Raw genomic sequence first — 16,757 nt, 5'->3', positions numbered from 1 at the left:
GCGGCTACCCTTCCGTGTGACTTGTGTCTGACCTGGAGTGACACGCGCGCCGCGCGAGCTGTTGACCGTACGATCAGGCAATGCCTGACACGACCGAAACCACGCCCGGCTGGCTGTCTCCCGACGACCTCGAGCTGGCACGTGCCCGTATGCCGATCCTGTACGTGGAAGCCGTGCCCGTACGCGTCGACGACAGCGGTGAAGTCATCAGCGTCGGACTGCTGTTGCGGATCGGGCCCGAAGGGACCGTCAGCCGCACGCTCGTCTCCGGGCGGGTGCTCCACCACGAACGGGTGAGGGACGCGCTGCTGCGGCATCTGGAGAAGGACCTCGGACCGGTGGCACTCCCCCGCGTCCCGTCCTCCCTGCAGCCCTTCACCGTCGCGGAGTACTTTCCGACGCAGGGGATCACGCCGTTCCACGATCCCCGCCAGCACGCGGTGGCCCTCGCCTACATCGTCCCGGTGGCCGGGGACTGCCGTCCCCGTCAGGACGCGCTCGACCTGGAGTGGTTCAGCCCCCAGGAGGCGTCCTCGGCCGTGGTCCAGAACGACATGCCCGGGGGCCAGGGGGTCCTCCTCAAGCAGGCCCTGGCCCATGTCGGCTGTCTGCTGTGAGCGACACGCCGGCTGCACCGTCCGCCGGATCCCTTCCGTCCGGACCCTGGGGCCACGGGTCCGGACGGAAGGGGAGGTCTCCGCTGTCTCTGACGGACGCGTTGACCTCCTGACGTGAGGCCTCGGCAGCCGGGTCCCACTCCGGCCGGCCCTTGAACGGGCGACGGTGGCCCCGGCCACGCACTTCCCGGCCGTGGTCGACGATCTGCCGGTGGCGCGCGATCAGGTCCTGAGTCGTCACACTGCGGTCACCGGGAGGGAGTTGACGGGCGATGCGCGTCGCGGGGGTTGCCCCGAATGCGGAGCCATGTGACATAGTACTGGCGTGACCGAGCGACTGACCTGCGATGTCGTGGTCGTCGGCGCGGGCATGGTGGGCGCGGCCTGCGCCTGGTATGCCGCCCGGGCCGGGCTGGACGTCGCGCTCGTGGACCGCGGGCCCGTGGCCGGCGGCACGACCGGGGCGGGCGAGGGGAATCTGCTCGTCTCCGACAAGGCACCCGGACCGGAGCTCGAACTCGCCCTGATGTCCCTGAGGTTGTGGGCCGAGCTGGCCGAGGAGCTGGGTCCGGCCGTCGAGTACGAGACCAAGGGCGGTGTCGTCGTCGCCTCGGCCCCCGAAGATCTCGCCGCCCTCACCGACTTCGCCGCCGGGCAGCGGGCGGCCGGGGTGAGCGCCGTGGAGGTCGCCGCCGACGGGCTCCATGAGCTGGAGCCGCGACTGGCGCCGGGACTCGCGGGCGGCGTGCTCTACCCACAGGACTGCCAGGTGATGCCGGCCCTCACCGCCGCCCATCTGGTACGGGCGTCGGGCGTCCGCCTGCTGACCGGCCGGACGGTGACCGAGGTGCCGCGCACCCCGCGGGGTGCCGTGCGCGGGGTGCGGACGGACCGGGGGACGATCCACGCGGGGGCGGTCGTGAACGCCGCGGGGACCTGGGGAGGTGAGCTGGCCGAACGGGCGGGGGTGGGCCTGCCGGTGCTGCCCCGTCGCGGATTCGTCCTGGTCACCGAGCCGTTGCCGCGCACGGTCCGGCACAAGGTGTACGCGGCCGACTATGTCGCGGACGTGGCGAGCGACTCCGCGGCCCTGCAGACGTCTCCGGTGGTCGAGGGCACGGCCGCGGGACCGGTCCTGATCGGAGCGAGCCGTGAACGGGTCGGGTTCGACCGGTCGTTCTCGCTGCCGGCGGTGCGAGCCCTCGCGGCGGGGGCGACCCGGCTTTTCCCCTTCCTGGAGCGGGTGCGGGCGATGCGCGCCTATCTGGGCTTCCGGCCGTATCTGCCCGACCATCTGCCCGCGATCGGCGCCGATCCGCGGGCGCCGGGGTTGTTCCACGCCTGCGGTCACGAGGGCGCCGGGATCGGACTCGCCACCGGCACCGGACAGTTGATCGCGCGGCTCCTGAGCGGCGGGGTGCCGGAACTCGACCTCGCGCCCTTCCGGCCGGAGCGTTTCGAACAGGAGGCCCGGTGAATCCCCTGAACCGCACGCGGCCCCGGCCCGGCCCCGCCTTCACGGTCACCTTCGACGGCCGGGCGATCGAGGCCCGGCCGGGCTGGACGGTCGCCGCCGCGCTCTGGGCGGCGGGCATCGTCTCCTGGCGCACCACCCGGTTCGAGGGCCGGCCGCGCGGGGTCCTCTGCGGGATCGGCGTCTGCTTCGACTGTCTCGTGACCGTCAACGACCGGCCCAACCAGCGCGCCTGCCTGGTGCCGGTACGCCCCGGCGATGTGATCCGTACACAGGAGGGCACCCGGCATGCGGACTGACCTCGCGGTGATCGGCGCGGGCCCGGCCGGACTGGCCGCGTCCCTCGCGGCGGCGGCACGGGGCGTACGCGTCGCGCTGGTCGACGCCGCACCCGAGGCGGGCGGCCAGTTCTATCGGCAGCCCGCCCCCGCGCTCGGGGCGGCACGGCACCAGGGGCGCACCTGGAGGCGGCTGCGCGAGGAACTCGACCGGCACATCGCCGCCGGGCGTGTCCGCCATCTGAAGGATCATCATGTGTGGTGCGTGGAGCGGGAGTCCGCCGTATTCGCCGTGCACGCGCTGCTCGGTCCGGAGCAGGAGGATCCGGCCCTGGTGCGCGCCGCGGCCGTGCTGCTGGCCACCGGCGCCCATGAGAAGGTACTGCCCTTCCCCGGCTGGACGCTGCCCGGGGTCGTCACCGCCGGGGGCGCCCAGGCGCTGCTCAAGGGCGGACTCGTGGTGCCGGGGAGCCGGGCGGTCGTGGCCGGGACCGGGCCGCTGCTGCTGCCGGTGGCGACGGGGCTCGCCGCGGCGGGGACGACGGTCGCCGCGCTGGTGGAGTCCGCCGACCCCGGGCGGTTCGTCCGGCAGGCTTGGGCCCTGGCGGTGGAGCCCGGCAAGGCCGTCGAGGCGGCGGGGTACGGGGCGCGGCTTCTGCGCCACCGGGTACGCGTCCTGGTGCGCCACACCGTGGTGGCGGCGGAGGGCACCGGCCGGCTGACGGCGGTGACAGTGGCCGCACTCGACGCCGACGGCCGGGTACGGCCCGGCACCGGACGCCGCATTCCCTGCGACTCCCTGGCCGTCGGGCACGGCCTGCTGCCGCACACCGATCTCGCCGAGACACTGGGCTGCCGGGTCGACGGCGGGCGTGTGGGCGTCGACGACGAGCAGCGCACCGACGTCCCGGGGGTGTGGGCGGCGGGCGAGGCCACCGGGGTCGGCGGCGCGGCGCTCGCGCTCGCCGAGGGGCACCTCGCCGGACGGTCGATCGCCGCGCGGCTCGCGGGCGGCGCGCCCGATCCGCGCGATGGGGAGCAGGCCGCCGAACGCCGGGCCGCGCTCCGGAGGTTCGCCGCCGCGCTCGACCGTGCCTACGCGCCCCACGTCGGCTGGGCCGAGCGAATCACCGACGACACGGTGGTGTGCCGCTGCGAGGAGGTGCGGGCCGGGGCCGTACGGGAGGCCGTACACGATCTGGGCGCGGGCGATCTACGCACCGTCAAACTGCTCACCCGGGCCGGGATGGGGTGGTGTCAGGGCCGGATGTGCGGGACCGCGGTCGCCGGGGTCGCCGGCTGCCCGGAGACGGTGACACGCAGACCCTTCGCCCGGCCGGTGCCGTTGGGCGTGCTCGCCCGGGAACCGGAGGAGGGACGGCGGTCGACGGAAGGACAGTCGCAACCGCGGCAGGACGGGCCCAGTTGAGCGAAGGCATGGACGAGGGGAAAGGCACGGCATCAGTAATATGTCACACATCATCGAGGGGGGACCGCCCATGACCGTCCCGCAGCACCGGCCCTGGCACGGCGTTCTCGTGGCCACCGCGCTGCCGTTCACCGACCGGCTCACCGTCGACCACGCCAGATTCGCCGAGCACTGCGCCTGGCTCGTGGCGAACGGCTGCGACGGCGTCGTGCCGAACGGCTCGCTCGGCGAGTACCAGGTCCTCACCCCCGAGGAGCGCGCCAAGGTGGTGGAGACGGCGGTGTCCGCCGTCGGCGGGGCGCGGGTGATGCCCGGCGTCTCGGCTTACGGATCGGCGGAGGCCCGCCGCTGGGCCGAGCAGGCACGCGACGCCGGCTGTGCGTCGGTGATGCTGCTGCCGCCGAACTCCTACCGCGCCGACGAGCGGTCCGTGCTCGCCCACTACGCGGAGGTCGCGCGGGCGGGGGTCCCGGTCGTGGCATACAACAACCCTGTCGACACCAAGGTCGACCTGGTCCCCGAACTGCTCGCGAAGCTGCACGCCGAGGGGTGCGTCCAGGCGGTCAAGGAGTTCTCGGGTGACCCCCGGCGCGCCTATCGCCTCGCCGAACTTGCCCCGGATCTCGACCTGTTGATCGGCGCCGACGACGTCCTGCTGGAACTCGCGATCGCGGGCGCCAAGGGCTGGGTGGCCGGCTATCCGAACGCACTGCCCCGGGCGGCGGTGCTGTTGTACCGGGCCGCGGTCGCCGGCGACCTGGACGGCGCGCTGCCGCTGTACCAGCAGTTGCACCCGTTGCTGCGCTGGGACTCCCGGGTGGAGTTCGTCCAGGCGATCAAGCTGTCGATGGACGTCGTCGGACGGTACGGCGGTCCTGTGCGGCCGCCGCGGGTCCCCCTGCTGCCCGAGCAGGAGAGCGCCGTCCGGGCCGCCACGGAACAGGCCGTGGCCGCGGGACTCGGCTGAACCGGCGCACACCGAACGGAAGGAGACCGGTCATGCGCAGCAAGCTCGTCCTGCACGCCGTCGACTCCCACACCGAGGGGATGCCGACCCGGGTGGTCACCGGGGGCATCGGCACGATCCCCGGTGCCACCATGAACGAGCGGCGTCTGTGGTTCCGTGAACACCGCGACGGCATCAAGCGGTTGCTGATGGACGAACCGCGCGGGCATGCGGCGATGAGCGGCGCGATCCTCCAGCCGCCCACCCGCGCGGACTGCGACTGGGGCGTCGTGTACATCGAGGTCTCGGGCTATCTGCCGATGTGCGGGCACGGCACGATCGGGGTGGCGACCGTGCTCGTGGAGACGGGGATGGTCGAGGTCACCGAACCCCTGACCACCATCCGCCTGGACACCCCGGCCGGCCCGGTCGTCGCCGAGGTCGCCGTCGAGGGCGGTGCCGCCACCTCCGTCACCCTCAGCAACGTGCCGTCCTTCTCCGTCGGCCTCGGCCGCAAGGCCACCCTGCCGGACGGGCGGACGGTGACGTACGACCTCGCCTACGGCGGCAACTTCTACGCGATCCTGCCGCTGGAGGAGTTCGGGCTGCCCTTCGACCGCTCCCGAAAGGACGACATCCTCGCGGCGGGGCTGTCGCTCATGGACGCGGTCAACGCGAAGCAGGAACCGGTCCATCCGGAGGATCCGACGATCCGCGGCTGCCATCACGTCCATCTGTACGCGCCGAACGCCACCGCGCAACGGTCCCGGCACGCGATGGTGATCCATCCGGGCTGGTTCGACCGCTCCCCCTGCGGCACGGGCACCAGTGCGCGCATGGCGCAACTGCACGCACGCGGTGAACTCCCCCTGTACACCGAGTTCGTGAACGAGTCCTTCATCGGGACACGGTTCACGGGGCGACTGCTCGGCACGACGGAGGTGGCCGGCCTGCCCGCGGTGCTGCCCAGTTTCACGGGACGCGCATGGGTGACCGGCACGGCGCAGTACCTCCTGGACCCCGACGACCCCTTCCCCGCGGGCTTCGTCCTCTAGGGCCTGTCGTCAAACTCGTGGGGCAGGCGGGAGTTTGACGACAGGCCCCAGGGCACATATCCGCCGCTCCCCCGCCTGGGATACTCGTGGTGCGTGACATTGCACAATCTGCGGAACCGGGCTGTGCGATGCCGCTTCCCGCCCCCCGCAGGTGCCCGTACGAGGAGACACTTCATGGCCGCCCCGCGCACCGGTTCGCCGTCCGCCGCTCCCGCCCTGCCCACGCTGGGCGGAAAGAAGAGCAGCTATCGCGAGCGGGTCGCCGACGCCCTGCGCGCCGCTCTCGTGACGGGCGAACTGCGCCCAGGCGAGGTCTACTCCGCGCCGACCCTCGCCGCCCGCTTCGGCGTCTCGGCGACCCCGGTGCGCGAGGCCATGCTCGACCTGGCCAAGGAGGGCCTGGTCGACACCGTCCCCAACAAGGGTTTCCGGGTCACCGCCGTCTCCGAGAAGCAGCTCGACGAGTACACCCACATCCGCTCCCTCATCGAGATCCCGACCACGGTCGAGCTGGCCCGGAGCGCGGACCGCGTCTCGCTGGAGGCCCTGCGCCCGGCCGCGCGGGAGATCGTCTCCGCCGCGGCCGCCGGGGACCTCATCGCGTATGTCGAGGCCGACACCCGCTTCCACCTCGGTCTGCTCGCGCTCGCCGGCAACGGCCACCTCGTGGAGGTCGTGGGCGATCTGCGCAAACGGTCCCGGCTGTACGGGCTGACCGCGCTCGTGGAGGCCGGCCGGCTGCTCGCCTCCGCGCAGGAGCACCTCGAACTCCTGGACGCCCTGCTGGACGGGGACGGGGAGGCCGTACGGAAGGTGATGACGCGGCATCTGGGCCATGTGCGGGGTCTGTGGTCCGCCCCCGGCGAGGACGACCGGTACGCCGGCCCGAGGTGAACCGGTCGGCGATCCGGGTGCGGGAACGGTCGCCGGGGTGGCACTGTGGGCCTCGCCCCAAGGGATCGGAGGCCGAACAACCGTGACCGTCATCGCCTGGATCGTCGAAGGCAGCTGGCCCGCCTGCGTGGAGGCCGCCAGAACCCACGCCCCCGAGGGCGCCGACATCGTGCTGCTGCATGTCGCCGACCCCGGCGCGCCGGGCGCCGCCCATGGCGCCTTCGCCGGACTGCTCGGCCGCGCGCACCCCGACCGCGACCCCGGGACCGCGCTGGAGCACCTGGCCACCGCCGCCGGCGAACACCTCCTGACCGCGGCCGCGGAACGTCTGGGGCGGCCGTGCACCCGGCAGGAACGCACCGGCCGCGTGGAACGGGAGGTCGTGGCCGCCGCCGAGGGCGCCGATCTGCTCGTCCTCGCCCGGGACGGCGACCGCACCCGCCTCGGGCCCCACAGCCTCGGCCCCGCCAGCCGCTTCGTCGTCGACCACGCCCCGTGCCCGGTCCTGCTCGTCTGGCCCGAAGCCGCCCCCGGCACGGACACCATCCCACCGGCGCCGCCTCGGCCGCCGCACCACCGATAGGCCGGTCCCGCACCCTGTTCCCGGGCCCACCGGCCGGCCCGGCGGATGAGCGAGCGGCAGCCGAGTCGAGGCCCGGAGAACAGGGCGGTGCTGAAGTCTGTCCGGCGTGAATGCTGCGGGCTCGTCGGGTTGCGGTGTGCCGTTTACGATGTCCTTGTCATGGTCACATTGAAGGTTCTCGGCTCGTTCCGGGTCGAGGTCAACGGCCGCGCGGTTGATGCGGGTGGCCGGCTCGCCCGGACGGTTCTGGTCCAACTGCTGCTCGCCCGTGGGGCGGTCGTGCCCACGGAGCGGATCATCGAGAGGTTGTGGCCGACGCGTATCCCGTCGAGCTCGCAGGCGTCACTCCATGCCTACATCGCGCGTCTGCGGCGCCTCCTCGAACCGGAACGGGCGCCGCGGACGCCTGCGCGGCTGCTGGTCAGCGCCCCCTACGGCTACGCCCTCGCGGTGGACGAGAGCGCGGTGGACGCCTGGGTGTTCGAGGCCCGGGTGGCGGCTTGCTCAGCGACGGAGTTGCCTGCCCACGTCGCCGTCGAGGGCTTGACCGATGCGCTCGCCTCGTGGGGCGGGCAGCCGTACGCGGAGTTCGCCGACGAACCGTGGACTGCCGGTGAACGCGCTCGCCTGGAGGAGGTGCATCGCACCGCCCGTGAACGGCTCGCCGCGGCACGGCTGGGCTGCGGGCAGGCCGCACAGGCCCTCGCCGACGCGGGCGCTCTCACGCGGGAGCAGCCATTGCACGAGGAGGGCTGGCGGCTACTGGCCCTGGCGCTGTGGGCTCGCGACCGCCAAGGTGACGCCCTGGCCGCCCTGCGGCGGGCCCGGCACGTCCTCGGCGATGAACTCGGCGTCGAGCCCGGGCCCGCTCTGGTGGAGCTGGAGCAGGCTCTGCTGCACCAGCGTCTTGACGTTCTCCGCCGGGCGACCGGGGCACCCGCCGCGGTCACCGTTCGAGCCGAGTCGGCCGCCGTCGGGGCGGCGGTGGAGCGTCCGGTCGCGGTGGTCGGCCACGGGACGCCGACGGTGCTGGCGGCGGACCGGCTCCTGGGCCGTGACGAGGAGCTGGCGCGGATCGCCGCCGCGGCGGACCGGGCCCGGGGCGGCCGGGCTCAGGTGGTCCTGGTCTCCGGTGAGGCCGGCATCGGCAAATCGTGCCTGCTGGAGGCCGCCGTCCGTCAACTGCCGAGGCAGGGCTGGCTGGTCGGGTCCGGACAGTGCCCGGAGACCGATGGGGCCCCGCCCGGCCGGGCCTGGTTCGACATGCTGCCGAGTCTGGCGCAGGCCGCGCCGCCGGGCCCGTACGCCGATGAGCTCGCACCCCTGCTGGCTCCGGGCACCGCGAGCGACTCCGGGCAGCTCGACGGGAGCCCGGCCGGGCGCTTCCGCCTGCACCGGGCACTGCTCGGATGGCTGCGTGACACGGCCGGTCGGCGACCGCTGGCGATCGTGCTGGACGACCTGCACCGGGGCGACCAGGAGAGCATCGAACTGTTCGTGCTCTGCGCCGAGCAGTTGCGCGACGCACCGCTGCTCCTGGTGGGCTCGTACCGTACCGGTGAGGGCGATCTGACCGGGGCATTGGCGCGCCTGGCCGCCTGCTCTCCGCTACGTCTGGTGCTAGGCGGTCTGTCGGACGCCCAGGCGAAGGAACTGCTGCGGTCCGCCGCGACCGACATGAGCGATCGGGCTGCGGTGGCACTGGCCGAACGGGCCGGGGGAAACCCCTTCTACCTGCGCGAGAGTTCGCTCCTGCTGGCCGGTGAGGGCGAGGAGCAGGCGCTGGCCCGCGTCCCGCAGGGAGTCCAGGACGTGCTGCGGCGACGGCTGGCCCTACTCGCCCCGACCGTCACGGCCGGCCTGCGACTGGCGGCCGTCGCCGGACGCGAGGCTCCGGTGGCCCTCCTCATCCACGCCGCGGACAGCGATGCCGACCAGCTCCTCGACGCCTTGGACGCGGGCGTCACCGCCGGACTGCTCACCGAGCCGCGTCCGGGTACGGTGCGCTTCAGCCACGCCCTCGTACGGGACGCCCTGGAGGCCGACCTCACCCGGCTGCGGCTGGCCCGGATGCACTCCCGGCTGGGCCGGGGGCTGATCGCGCTCGGCTCGGACGACGTCGCCACCACGGCCCACCACCACCTTCGGGCAGCCACGGTCGTGACCGCCGATGCCACGGCGGCGGTCCACCACGCCCGGCTGGCCTGCGAACAGGCCGTGCGCCGCTACGCCCCTCAGAACGCCGAAGCCCTCCTGAACGCCGCCCTCGCCGTCCTCGCCGACCATCCGGCCGCCTTCGCCGACCAGGACGCCGCTCTGCTGCGCGTGATGCTGCTGGGACAGCTGGTGGACTGCCGGATCCGAATGGGGGCCGTCGTACCCGCCCGCGAGGCACAGCAACAGGCCGTACGGGTCGCCCGTGCGCAGGGCCGGCCCGACCTGCTGACCGCCGCATACACGACATGGACCGAACCGACGCCCTGGCGCGTGCGCGCGTACGCGGCCTCCGACCCCGAGGCCGTCGAGGAACTCGGAAAGCTGCTGGAGGACGGGGGCCTGACGGACCGGCAGCGGTGCCTGCTCCTCGACCAGCTCGCCGACGCGCTCGACGACGCCGATCCCCGGGCCGCGGCCGTGGGGCGCCAGGCCGTCGAACTCGCCCGGAGCATGGGCGAACCCCGCCTACGGGGTCTGACGCTCACGTCTCAGCTGCGCCGTGTCGACGGCGAACTCGATCCCGAGGCCTACCTGGAGCTCCACACGGAACTCGCCGCGGTGGCCGGCTCCCAGGAGAGCCCGGAATACTCCTGGATGAGTGCCTACACCGCCGCCCGGATCGCAGCCGGCCGCAACGACCCGGCGGAGATGGAACGGTGCCTCGTACGTGCCGACGAGATCGCCCGCGCGTACGAACTCCAGGGCGCGTTCGCAGTGGCCAGACTGCGCCGGCCCATGCTCGCCATGGCCCAGGGGCGCTTCGAGGAGGCGGAGCAGGCTCTGGGGTCGGCGGTGGCGGAGCTGCGGGCACGGGGCGCGGTGGATCTCAGCGGGCTGGCGGGCCTGGCCGTCGGCTGCATCCGGTTGCAGCAGGGACGGCTCGCCGAGGTCCTGCCCGTACTGCTCGCGGTGTGGGAGCAGTACCAGCCGCACAACGAAGCTCTCACCGCCCTCGCGCTGCTGGCCGCCGGCCGCCCCGAGGAGGCCCGGGAGGTCTTCGACCGGCGCGTGCCGCTGCGGCGCGACTTCGCCTACCCCGTCCTGGCCGGGCTGCGCGGCATGGCCGCCATCGCCTTCGGCGACAGGGCGGTGGCCGCCGAGGTCTACCAGGACCTGCTGCCCCTCAGCGGGCTCGCGGGCGGAGCAAGCAGCCTGAGCCTCGTCTTCCGGCCCGTGGCGCAGACCCTGGGCGAAATCGCCCAGTTCCTGGGCAGCCCGGAGGACGCCCGGGGCCACTACCTCGAAGCCGAGCGAGTGGCGGCCGCGTGGGGCTCCCCCCACTGGGCGGATGCCGCCCGGACCGCTCTGGGCGGACCGGCGCCGGCGTAGAGGCACCCTTCACGCCAGCGGCGGCCGGTGCGGGGAGGGCTCGGCCAGTTCGGCCATGAACGCTGCCGCCAGGTCGAGGAACTCCTCGGGCGAGTCCGTCGTCAACTGCAGGTCCACGAGTACCTCGTCGGTCTCCGCCTCGCACATCAACCGGAGGTGCTCGCAGATCTGGCGCACGGTCCCGCGGTGGTGGGTCTCCGCCGGGTCGGCCTCGGCCCTGGTGACCTCGGCGTTCACGCGGAACACCCGGCGCAGACCCGCCGGGTCCCGCCCCGCACGCTCGGCGGCCTCCACGGCGACCGCCCAAAGACCGTGGAAGTAGGGCAGCGGCATCGAGGCCGCGAGCCAGCCGTCCGCACGCCTGCCGACCCGCTCCAGCGCCAGCCCGGTGAAGCCGCCCAGCAGGATCGGCGGCCTCGGGCTCTGAAGCGGTTTGGGCAGGACGGTCGACTCGGGGATCGTCCACAGCGGGCCGGTGTGGACGACCGTATCGGAGCGCCATACGGCATCGAGGACGTCGAGGGTCTCCTCCAGCCGCGCGCCGCGGCCCCGCCACGGCACCCCGGCGGCCTCGTACTCCTCACGCATCCAGCCCAGCCCGATGCCCACGTCCAGGCGTCCGCAGCTGATCAGGTCGAGGGTCGTCAGCGCCCGGGCGAGCACGAGGGGCGGCTGCCACAGGGCGTTGAGCGTGCTGCTGCCCAGACGTATCCGTTCGGTCGCCGCGGCCGCCACGCCCAGCGCGAGCAGCGGGTCGAGATGGGTGCCGTACCGGACGGGCATCTCCTTCCCTCCGAGGTAGCCCTCGGGGGAGGCCAGCGGGGCCAGGAGCCGGTCGGCCACCCAGAGGCTGTGGCAGCCCAGCGCTTCCAGCGCCGTGCACATTCCGGCGGTGCGGTGGGGATCGGCGAACGGCCCGAATTGGGGTACGGAGAATCCGATGCGCATCAGTGAGAGTTCCTCGATCGGTACGGGGCGGAGCAGGGTAGCCGGCGGGCGGACAGGATCGGCCCGTCATGCGGTCGTGCGCCGGCCGCGGATCCGGACGGTCTCGCGGCGGTACTGCCGCCGCCCGAGAAGCCTCCACAGCACCCGGGCTGGGAGGGGCAGCCGGGCGAGGAACTCCCGACGCTCCTCGGGTGAGGCGTCCTCCAGGATGGCGCCCAGGGCGATCATCAGCCGGTTCCGGGGCGTCTCGGCGAGGCCCCGCTCCCCCACCGCATGCCACTGCTTCTCGTTCACGTGGAGCGCGACCAGCGGCATGACCTGCCGCTCCTCCTCGTCGAGATGGGCGCACAGCTGCCGGTGGTGCCTGCGCAGCGCCTCGACGAGCTCGTCGCGGTCCTCCGGCAGTGCCTGAGCCTGCCACCGGTCCATGAGGCCCTGGACCTCGGCGATCCCGTTGTCGAGCTCGCGGTGCTGCGCCTCCATCGCCAGGACCTGCTCGGCATCGAGGTCCAGGTGAGGCAGCAGGACCGGCCAGAGCATCTCGTCCTCGCCGGTGTGGTGGGCGTGCAGGCCGATGGAGTACTGCCGCCAGTGCTCGGCGAGGATCCGGGAGCGGGCGGTGTCGGTGGGGCGCACGTCCTGGAGGAGTTCGGCCAGCAGGCGCGACTCGCGGCGAAACACCTGGTGGATCATCGCCATCTCGCGGGTGTAGGGGTGGACGGTGGAATCGGAAGTGTTGCTCGAAGTCATGACACCCAGTCTTCGGAGCCCCGTTGCGAGGCACTTGCATCCGACTTGCCCCGCCCCGCCCTTGCGGGGCCGAACATGCCCACGTCGCTGGAGTATGTCTGGGACAACTACGACGCCATGCGCAAACCCTTGTTGACCTGGCTCGTCACAACAGCCCAGAACGCCGATCCGGAGGACCACGGCGTGGCGGCGCTGGCCGAACTCACCGTGCGGCACGGAACGGTGGACTACCTCACCGAGTTGGGCGAGCTCGTCGGCAGCAGCCGGCCAGAGGTGCTTGGTGCGGTCCTGGAAAAGGCCGTGCGCAACGAACACGTCGGCCGCCTGGCGTGGGCAGCGCCCTACGGGTGGGCGGAACAGAAGAGTTACGCGCCCGCCGTCATTGCACTGTGCCAACGGATCCTGGAGGACTCCTCGGTCGGCACATCTCTGGCCAAGCGCGCGATGATGCGCCTGCGCCGCGTCGCGCACAAGAACACCGACGCCGCGGGCCAAGTCCTGACCGCCTTCGACGATCTCCCCCAACACCCCACCGTGAAACAGCGACTGGTCGGTGAGGTCCAGGGCCGGCAACAGGGCAAAGTGTCCGCACGCAGCGGCTCACCGGCCTTCCTCGCGCTGATGACCGTTCGCCGTGACGGCGCGCCGTGGCTCGTGTCCACGCCTCCCCAGGACATCGACGTACAGCAAGCCCTCAACAGTCTGCTCTCCTCATCGGACACCGCTGCCCAGGTCATCTCGCGTCTGACGGACTGGATCCGCTCGTGCGCCGGCGATCCCAGCGCCTACACACAGTTGCGCGGCCAGCTCCTGCCTGCGCTACGCGGCCACAACATGTTCGAGGCCGGCATGAAGCTCATGAACGAGCTGCGTGGCATCTCCACGGCTGACGGCGTCAGCGTGGCTGAAGACTTTTACAACCACCTCGTCGACAGCCGCCTGCGCACGGTCTTCCCGCTCGAAGAGAACCTCACATGAGGTGGCCATGGCGCCGCGCGGTCCGTAGGAGTACGTCTGTCCAGCCGCGTCTGCTGCCAAGTGCCACAGACGGCATCGCGTTCGAGGCCGTGTACACGATCACCTGGCGACCACTCTGGCGTGTGCCTCCCAATGTGGAGGAGGCAGTGCGCGCCGCCCTGCATGCCACGGCCTCCGCTACAGCGGCACGTCTGACAGCCTCGGACGTACCCGCCGCTCAGGACGCCGTCAACGCCGCCCTCGGCTGTCTGCCCCGCCGCGCCCCGGACTACTGCCTGTTGAAGGTCTACGCGGCTCTCGGGCTGCCCAGGACCGCCCAGGACCTACTTGCACAGCGGGCAGAGGACGAACAACGCATCCGCCGTCTGCGTTTCTTGAAGGACAACCTCTACGATCACCCGGACCTCGTCGTCCTGGACCAACTTGAGCACCACGCCCCCAGCGCCCCGGGCGACGAGCACGTTGCCGAACTCCAGCGCCTCGCCCGCCTGATCTGCTCCTGCGACCGCTGGTGGTTCCCACTCCTGCAGCAATGGGAGCAGGTCGACCAAGGGTTCGCGGACATCGAGAAGCGACAGCAGCCATGCTCGTGCTGTCCGACTCCCTCAAGGCTCTTAACGGCGGCAGTCTGCCCAGCATCGCGCCGATGGATATACCTGGGTCCGACGAGACACCTCGAAGGGCGCATCCATGAAGCTCGTCCTGTGGCGAGTACTGCTTGCCTCTCTCACCAGCGCCCGAGCCGTACTCGTTCAACGACACAGCACAACGCCCCTGTCCTGTGACGCTGCCTGGCGGCAGGCCCGTCTGGACCGTTGTCCCGGCGAAATGGTCTATCGACTCCACGGCCACCAAGCCGCCAGCGCCTCCGATCAGACGTCCAGCGCCCGGGCGCCCTCCGGCCCCCCAAGAGCGACGAGCCGACCGACCGGCGTCCGTGACAGGGCCGGAAGCACACAAGCACCTTAGCCCTGTCGCGGAGGGCCGGATGGCCCACCTTGACTGAGTCAGGTGGGCTTTGGCCGTGTTCAAGCGGACTGGTCCCCAACAGGTCCCCGAAAATGATCAAAAGGCCACCTCAGATCCTCTCTGAAATGGCCTCTGACCTGCGACTCCGTAAAGTCGGGACGACAGGATTTGAACCTGCGACCCCTTGACCCCCAGTCAAGTGCGCTACCAAGCTGCGCCACGTCCCGGTGCGTCGTCCGCGGTGTTCCGCGTGATCACGCAGGTAAACCCTACCGCACGCTGCGGAGGGACCTCACCTGCGTGGGCGCCGACGGCCGGGCCGGGTGGTCATGAGACCGCCGTCAGGGCTCGGGGACGGGGTCGACGCCGGTCAGGGCACGGCTGGCGTCCCACAGCCGGGCGGCGACCGAGGTGTCGGTCAGATGGGCCCACAGCGGAACCGGACGGGGCCTGCCACGCAGACCGTAGGCGCGCGGGCCCCACAGCCCGCCGCCGCGCACGCCAGGGTCGAGCACGGCTCTCACCGCGGGCCATGCGCCCGCGTGCTTGCCCTGGAGGACGATGCCGGCGGGCCGGGCGCGCAGCCAGGCGCCGACGGTCCGCTCGTGCACGGGTGGCCGTGAGGGGGTGAGGGAGTCCAGGGCACCGCCGGGATGGACCAGAACGCTCGCCACCGTGCCGTCGAGTGCGCGCAGACGGCGGTCGAGTTCGAGGGCGAAGTACATCTGGGCGAGCTTCGAGCGGCCGTAGGCGCGTCGGGGCCGGTAGTCGCGGCGGGACTGGAGGTCGGCGAGGTCCAGCCGTTCGGACTTCGCGGCGAAGCTGCCCACGGTGACGACGCGGGCCGCCGGGGCGGCGGAGAGCAACGGCATCAGCCACCGGGTCAGCGCGAAGTGCCCGAGGTGGTTCGTGCCGAACATGAGCTCGTGACCGGCGCCGGTCTCCCGGCGCGGCGGGTCGTCGAGGGCGACCCCGGCGTTGAGGACCACCGCGTCGAGCCGGGCCGGTGCGAGCGACGCCACGGCGGCCTCCAGCGACGACAGGTCGGCGAGGTCCAGCCGCAGGGCGGACACCCGGGCGCCGGGGACCCGGGAGCGGAGCGAGGTCAGGGCGGCCTCCGCCCTCGCCGGGTTCCGGCTCCCCAGTACCACCGTGGCTCCGGTGGTGGACAGTTGCTCCGCGATGAAGTAGCCGATGCCCGCGTTGCCGCCGGTGACGAGGAAGACGGCGCCGTCGGCACGCGGCAGCCGGTGGACGTCCCAGGGAGCTACGGGCGGCATGGGTGATGCGGACGGCATGGCGGTGGGCTCCCTCGGTGGGCGACTCGACGTCGTGGCCGTCCACGAAGGGCCGGTCCGTCACCCACGGTGGCGGAGGCCGCCGACAGGTCGCCTACGGATCACCGACAGCCGCCGCGCCGACCGGGGTCCGGGCTCCGGATGTGTCCTTTGGCGCCTCAGGGCGAGGGCGTCTGCGCCTCGTCGGCCGGAGGGTTGGTGTCGTCCGTGGATGTCGGGCGTAGGAAGAGGAATTCCTCGAAGGCGGCCATCCCGAAGAGGATGGCCATCATCAGGACCGGCACGAGGAGGGCAATCAGGATCACAGGACCTCCCGTAGGTGGTCGGCCTGTGCGGCCTGGTGTGGTGGGCGGTTTCAGGATGCGGCCGAATGGCGGAACGCGCATGTCGTGGAGCCCCGTCGGGGACCGTTCCGCCTGGGCACCGGCGCCCGCAGGATCCCGATGTCACCCCTGGCGGGTGAGGTGCGCACGGGCAATGGGGGCGCACTCTCACTGGAGAGCGGTTGCGCACGGCAGCCGGACGCGGAAAGGAGAACTCCCATGGCCGCCACTACCCCGTCCCCTCGTCGCTCGCCCGGCGCTCTGACGGCGGCGGCAGCCATCGGCCTGACCCTGTTCGCCTCCGTGATGCTGTTCTGCTCCGGCGTCCTCGCGATCTACCGGGGCATCATGGCGCTCACCCAGGGCGGCGTCTTTGTCGCCACCCGTGACTACGTCTTCAGATTCCATGTGACGGGGTGGGGCTGGGTCCATCTGTGCCTCGGAGTTGTCGCCGTGGCCGTGAGCTTCGGGCTGCTGGCGCAAGCGGCCTGGGCGAGGGTCCTCGGGGTGGCCCTGACGGCCCTGGTGATCGCCGTCCGTGTCCTGTCCGCCCCGTACTACCTGGAGTGGTCGCTCCTGCTGATCGTGCTGTACGGCCTCATCATCTGGGCGCTGTGCGTGTCCGGCCGCAGGACCTTCCCGGGCCTCGGCAGGCGGAGGTGACCGGAC

At 72.4% G+C, this 16,757-nt stretch carries 16 protein-coding genes and 1 tRNA gene; 11 read left to right on the top strand and 6 right to left on the bottom strand.

What is annotated here, in order from left to right:
- The first annotated feature begins 80 nt into the window (after positions 1 to 80).
- From ACFY2Z_RS23425 to ACFY2Z_RS23385, 9 genes are all read left to right on the top strand, one after another.
- Positions 81 to 617: an NUDIX hydrolase family protein gene (locus ACFY2Z_RS23425; protein WP_390746042.1), complete on the top strand. Its 537-nt coding sequence runs from the start codon at positions 81 to 83 to the stop codon at positions 615 to 617.
- Between the two features lie 325 nt (positions 618 to 942).
- Complete coding sequence (locus tag ACFY2Z_RS23420; protein ID WP_390746041.1) at positions 943 to 2,094, top strand: NAD(P)/FAD-dependent oxidoreductase; 1,152 nt, start codon at positions 943 to 945, stop codon at positions 2,092 to 2,094.
- Positions 2,091 to 2,390, top strand: coding sequence for a (2Fe-2S)-binding protein (locus ACFY2Z_RS23415; RefSeq protein WP_390746040.1), 300 nt, complete (start codon positions 2,091 to 2,093; stop codon positions 2,388 to 2,390). The genes ACFY2Z_RS23420 and ACFY2Z_RS23415 overlap by 4 nt, the downstream gene beginning before the upstream one ends.
- A complete protein-coding gene (locus tag ACFY2Z_RS23410; protein ID WP_390746039.1) occupies positions 2,380 to 3,798 on the top strand; it encodes an FAD-dependent oxidoreductase in 1,419 nt (472 codons plus the stop codon). The genes ACFY2Z_RS23415 and ACFY2Z_RS23410 overlap by 11 nt, the downstream gene beginning before the upstream one ends.
- A gap of 70 nt (positions 3,799 to 3,868) precedes the next feature.
- Positions 3,869 to 4,765, top strand: coding sequence for a dihydrodipicolinate synthase family protein (locus ACFY2Z_RS23405; RefSeq protein WP_390746038.1), 897 nt, complete (start codon positions 3,869 to 3,871; stop codon positions 4,763 to 4,765).
- A gap of 32 nt (positions 4,766 to 4,797) precedes the next feature.
- A complete protein-coding gene (locus ACFY2Z_RS23400) occupies positions 4,798 to 5,799 on the top strand; it encodes a proline racemase family protein (RefSeq protein WP_390746037.1) in 1,002 nt (333 codons plus the stop codon).
- A 174-nt stretch (positions 5,800 to 5,973) separates the two neighbouring features.
- The gene (locus tag ACFY2Z_RS23395; protein WP_390746036.1) at positions 5,974 to 6,693 is read left to right on the top strand and encodes a GntR family transcriptional regulator; all 720 of its coding nucleotides are present in this window, start codon (positions 5,974 to 5,976) and stop codon (positions 6,691 to 6,693) included.
- An 82-nt stretch (positions 6,694 to 6,775) separates the two neighbouring features.
- Entirely contained in the window at positions 6,776 to 7,276 is a 501-nt protein-coding gene (locus ACFY2Z_RS23390) for a universal stress protein (protein WP_390746035.1), read from the top strand.
- A 159-nt stretch (positions 7,277 to 7,435) separates the two neighbouring features.
- Positions 7,436 to 10,822, top strand: a complete 3,387-nt coding sequence (locus ACFY2Z_RS23385; RefSeq protein WP_390746034.1) for a BTAD domain-containing putative transcriptional regulator — start codon at positions 7,436 to 7,438, stop codon at positions 10,820 to 10,822.
- 9 nt (positions 10,823 to 10,831) lie between these two features.
- Here ACFY2Z_RS23385 and ACFY2Z_RS23380 read toward each other — a convergent pair whose 3' ends face one another.
- Both ACFY2Z_RS23380 and ACFY2Z_RS23375 read right to left on the bottom strand, forming a co-directional pair.
- Positions 10,832 to 11,770 carry a TIGR03619 family F420-dependent LLM class oxidoreductase gene (locus ACFY2Z_RS23380; protein ID WP_390746033.1) on the bottom strand — a complete coding sequence of 313 codons (939 nt, stop codon included), beginning with the start codon at positions 11,768 to 11,770 and terminating at the stop codon, positions 10,832 to 10,834.
- Positions 11,771 to 11,836: 66 nt separating this feature from the next.
- Positions 11,837 to 12,520, bottom strand: coding sequence for a hemerythrin domain-containing protein (locus tag ACFY2Z_RS23375; RefSeq protein WP_390746032.1), 684 nt, complete (start codon positions 12,518 to 12,520; stop codon positions 11,837 to 11,839).
- Between the two features lie 75 nt (positions 12,521 to 12,595).
- On the opposite strand from ACFY2Z_RS23375, the gene ACFY2Z_RS23370 reads away from it, so the two are divergent.
- The gene (locus tag ACFY2Z_RS23370) at positions 12,596 to 13,498 is read left to right on the top strand and encodes a hypothetical protein (protein WP_390746031.1); all 903 of its coding nucleotides are present in this window, start codon (positions 12,596 to 12,598) and stop codon (positions 13,496 to 13,498) included.
- Between the two features lie 323 nt (positions 13,499 to 13,821).
- On the opposite strand, the gene ACFY2Z_RS23365 is transcribed toward ACFY2Z_RS23370, so the two are convergent.
- The 4 genes from ACFY2Z_RS23365 to ACFY2Z_RS23350 all read right to left on the bottom strand — a co-directional run bounded on the left by ACFY2Z_RS23365 (position 13,822) and on the right by ACFY2Z_RS23350 (position 16,070).
- Positions 13,822 to 14,049, bottom strand: coding sequence for a hypothetical protein (locus ACFY2Z_RS23365; protein WP_390746030.1), 228 nt, complete (start codon positions 14,047 to 14,049; stop codon positions 13,822 to 13,824).
- Between the two features lie 571 nt (positions 14,050 to 14,620).
- Positions 14,621 to 14,694, bottom strand: a tRNA-Pro gene (locus ACFY2Z_RS23360).
- A 114-nt stretch (positions 14,695 to 14,808) separates the two neighbouring features.
- Positions 14,809 to 15,765, bottom strand: a complete 957-nt coding sequence (locus ACFY2Z_RS23355) for an SDR family NAD(P)-dependent oxidoreductase (protein ID WP_390746029.1) — start codon at positions 15,763 to 15,765, stop codon at positions 14,809 to 14,811.
- A gap of 158 nt (positions 15,766 to 15,923) precedes the next feature.
- A complete protein-coding gene (locus tag ACFY2Z_RS23350) occupies positions 15,924 to 16,070 on the bottom strand; it encodes a hypothetical protein (protein WP_390746028.1) in 147 nt (48 codons plus the stop codon).
- A gap of 237 nt (positions 16,071 to 16,307) precedes the next feature.
- Here ACFY2Z_RS23350 and ACFY2Z_RS23345 point away from each other — a divergent pair, with 237 nt between their 5' ends.
- Entirely contained in the window at positions 16,308 to 16,751 is a 444-nt protein-coding gene (locus ACFY2Z_RS23345) for a hypothetical protein (RefSeq protein WP_390746027.1), read from the top strand.
- Positions 16,752 to 16,757: the final 6 nt, after the last annotated feature.

Origin of the sequence: Streptomyces sp. NPDC001222 (assembly GCF_042896945.1) — a bacterium.
Taxonomy (GTDB): domain Bacteria; phylum Actinomycetota; class Actinomycetes; order Streptomycetales; family Streptomycetaceae; genus Streptomyces; species Streptomyces gibsoniae.
The sequence above is the reverse complement of the archived record's forward strand: the minus strand, read 5'-3'. Positions and strand labels throughout refer to the sequence as shown.

Coding starts and splice junctions, on each gene's coding strand:
- ACFY2Z_RS23410 (WP_390746039.1), top strand. CDS start 2,380: ATGCGGACTGACCTCGCGGTGATCGGCGCGGGCCCGGCCGGACTGGCC.
- ACFY2Z_RS23375 (WP_390746032.1), bottom strand. CDS start 12,520: ATGACTTCGAGCAACACTTCCGATTCCACCGTCCACCCCTACACCCGC.
- ACFY2Z_RS23370 (WP_390746031.1), top strand. CDS start 12,596: ATGCCCACGTCGCTGGAGTATGTCTGGGACAACTACGACGCCATGCGC.
- ACFY2Z_RS23385 (WP_390746034.1), top strand. CDS start 7,436: ATGGTCACATTGAAGGTTCTCGGCTCGTTCCGGGTCGAGGTCAACGGC.
- ACFY2Z_RS23405 (WP_390746038.1), top strand. CDS start 3,869: ATGACCGTCCCGCAGCACCGGCCCTGGCACGGCGTTCTCGTGGCCACC.
- ACFY2Z_RS23395 (WP_390746036.1), top strand. CDS start 5,974: ATGGCCGCCCCGCGCACCGGTTCGCCGTCCGCCGCTCCCGCCCTGCCC.
- ACFY2Z_RS23355 (WP_390746029.1), bottom strand. CDS start 15,765: ATGCCGTCCGCATCACCCATGCCGCCCGTAGCTCCCTGGGACGTCCAC.
- ACFY2Z_RS23345 (WP_390746027.1), top strand. CDS start 16,308: ATGGCCGCCACTACCCCGTCCCCTCGTCGCTCGCCCGGCGCTCTGACG.
- ACFY2Z_RS23425 (WP_390746042.1), top strand. CDS start 81: ATGCCTGACACGACCGAAACCACGCCCGGCTGGCTGTCTCCCGACGAC.
- ACFY2Z_RS23400 (WP_390746037.1), top strand. CDS start 4,798: ATGCGCAGCAAGCTCGTCCTGCACGCCGTCGACTCCCACACCGAGGGG.
- ACFY2Z_RS23380 (WP_390746033.1), bottom strand. CDS start 11,770: ATGCGCATCGGATTCTCCGTACCCCAATTCGGGCCGTTCGCCGATCCC.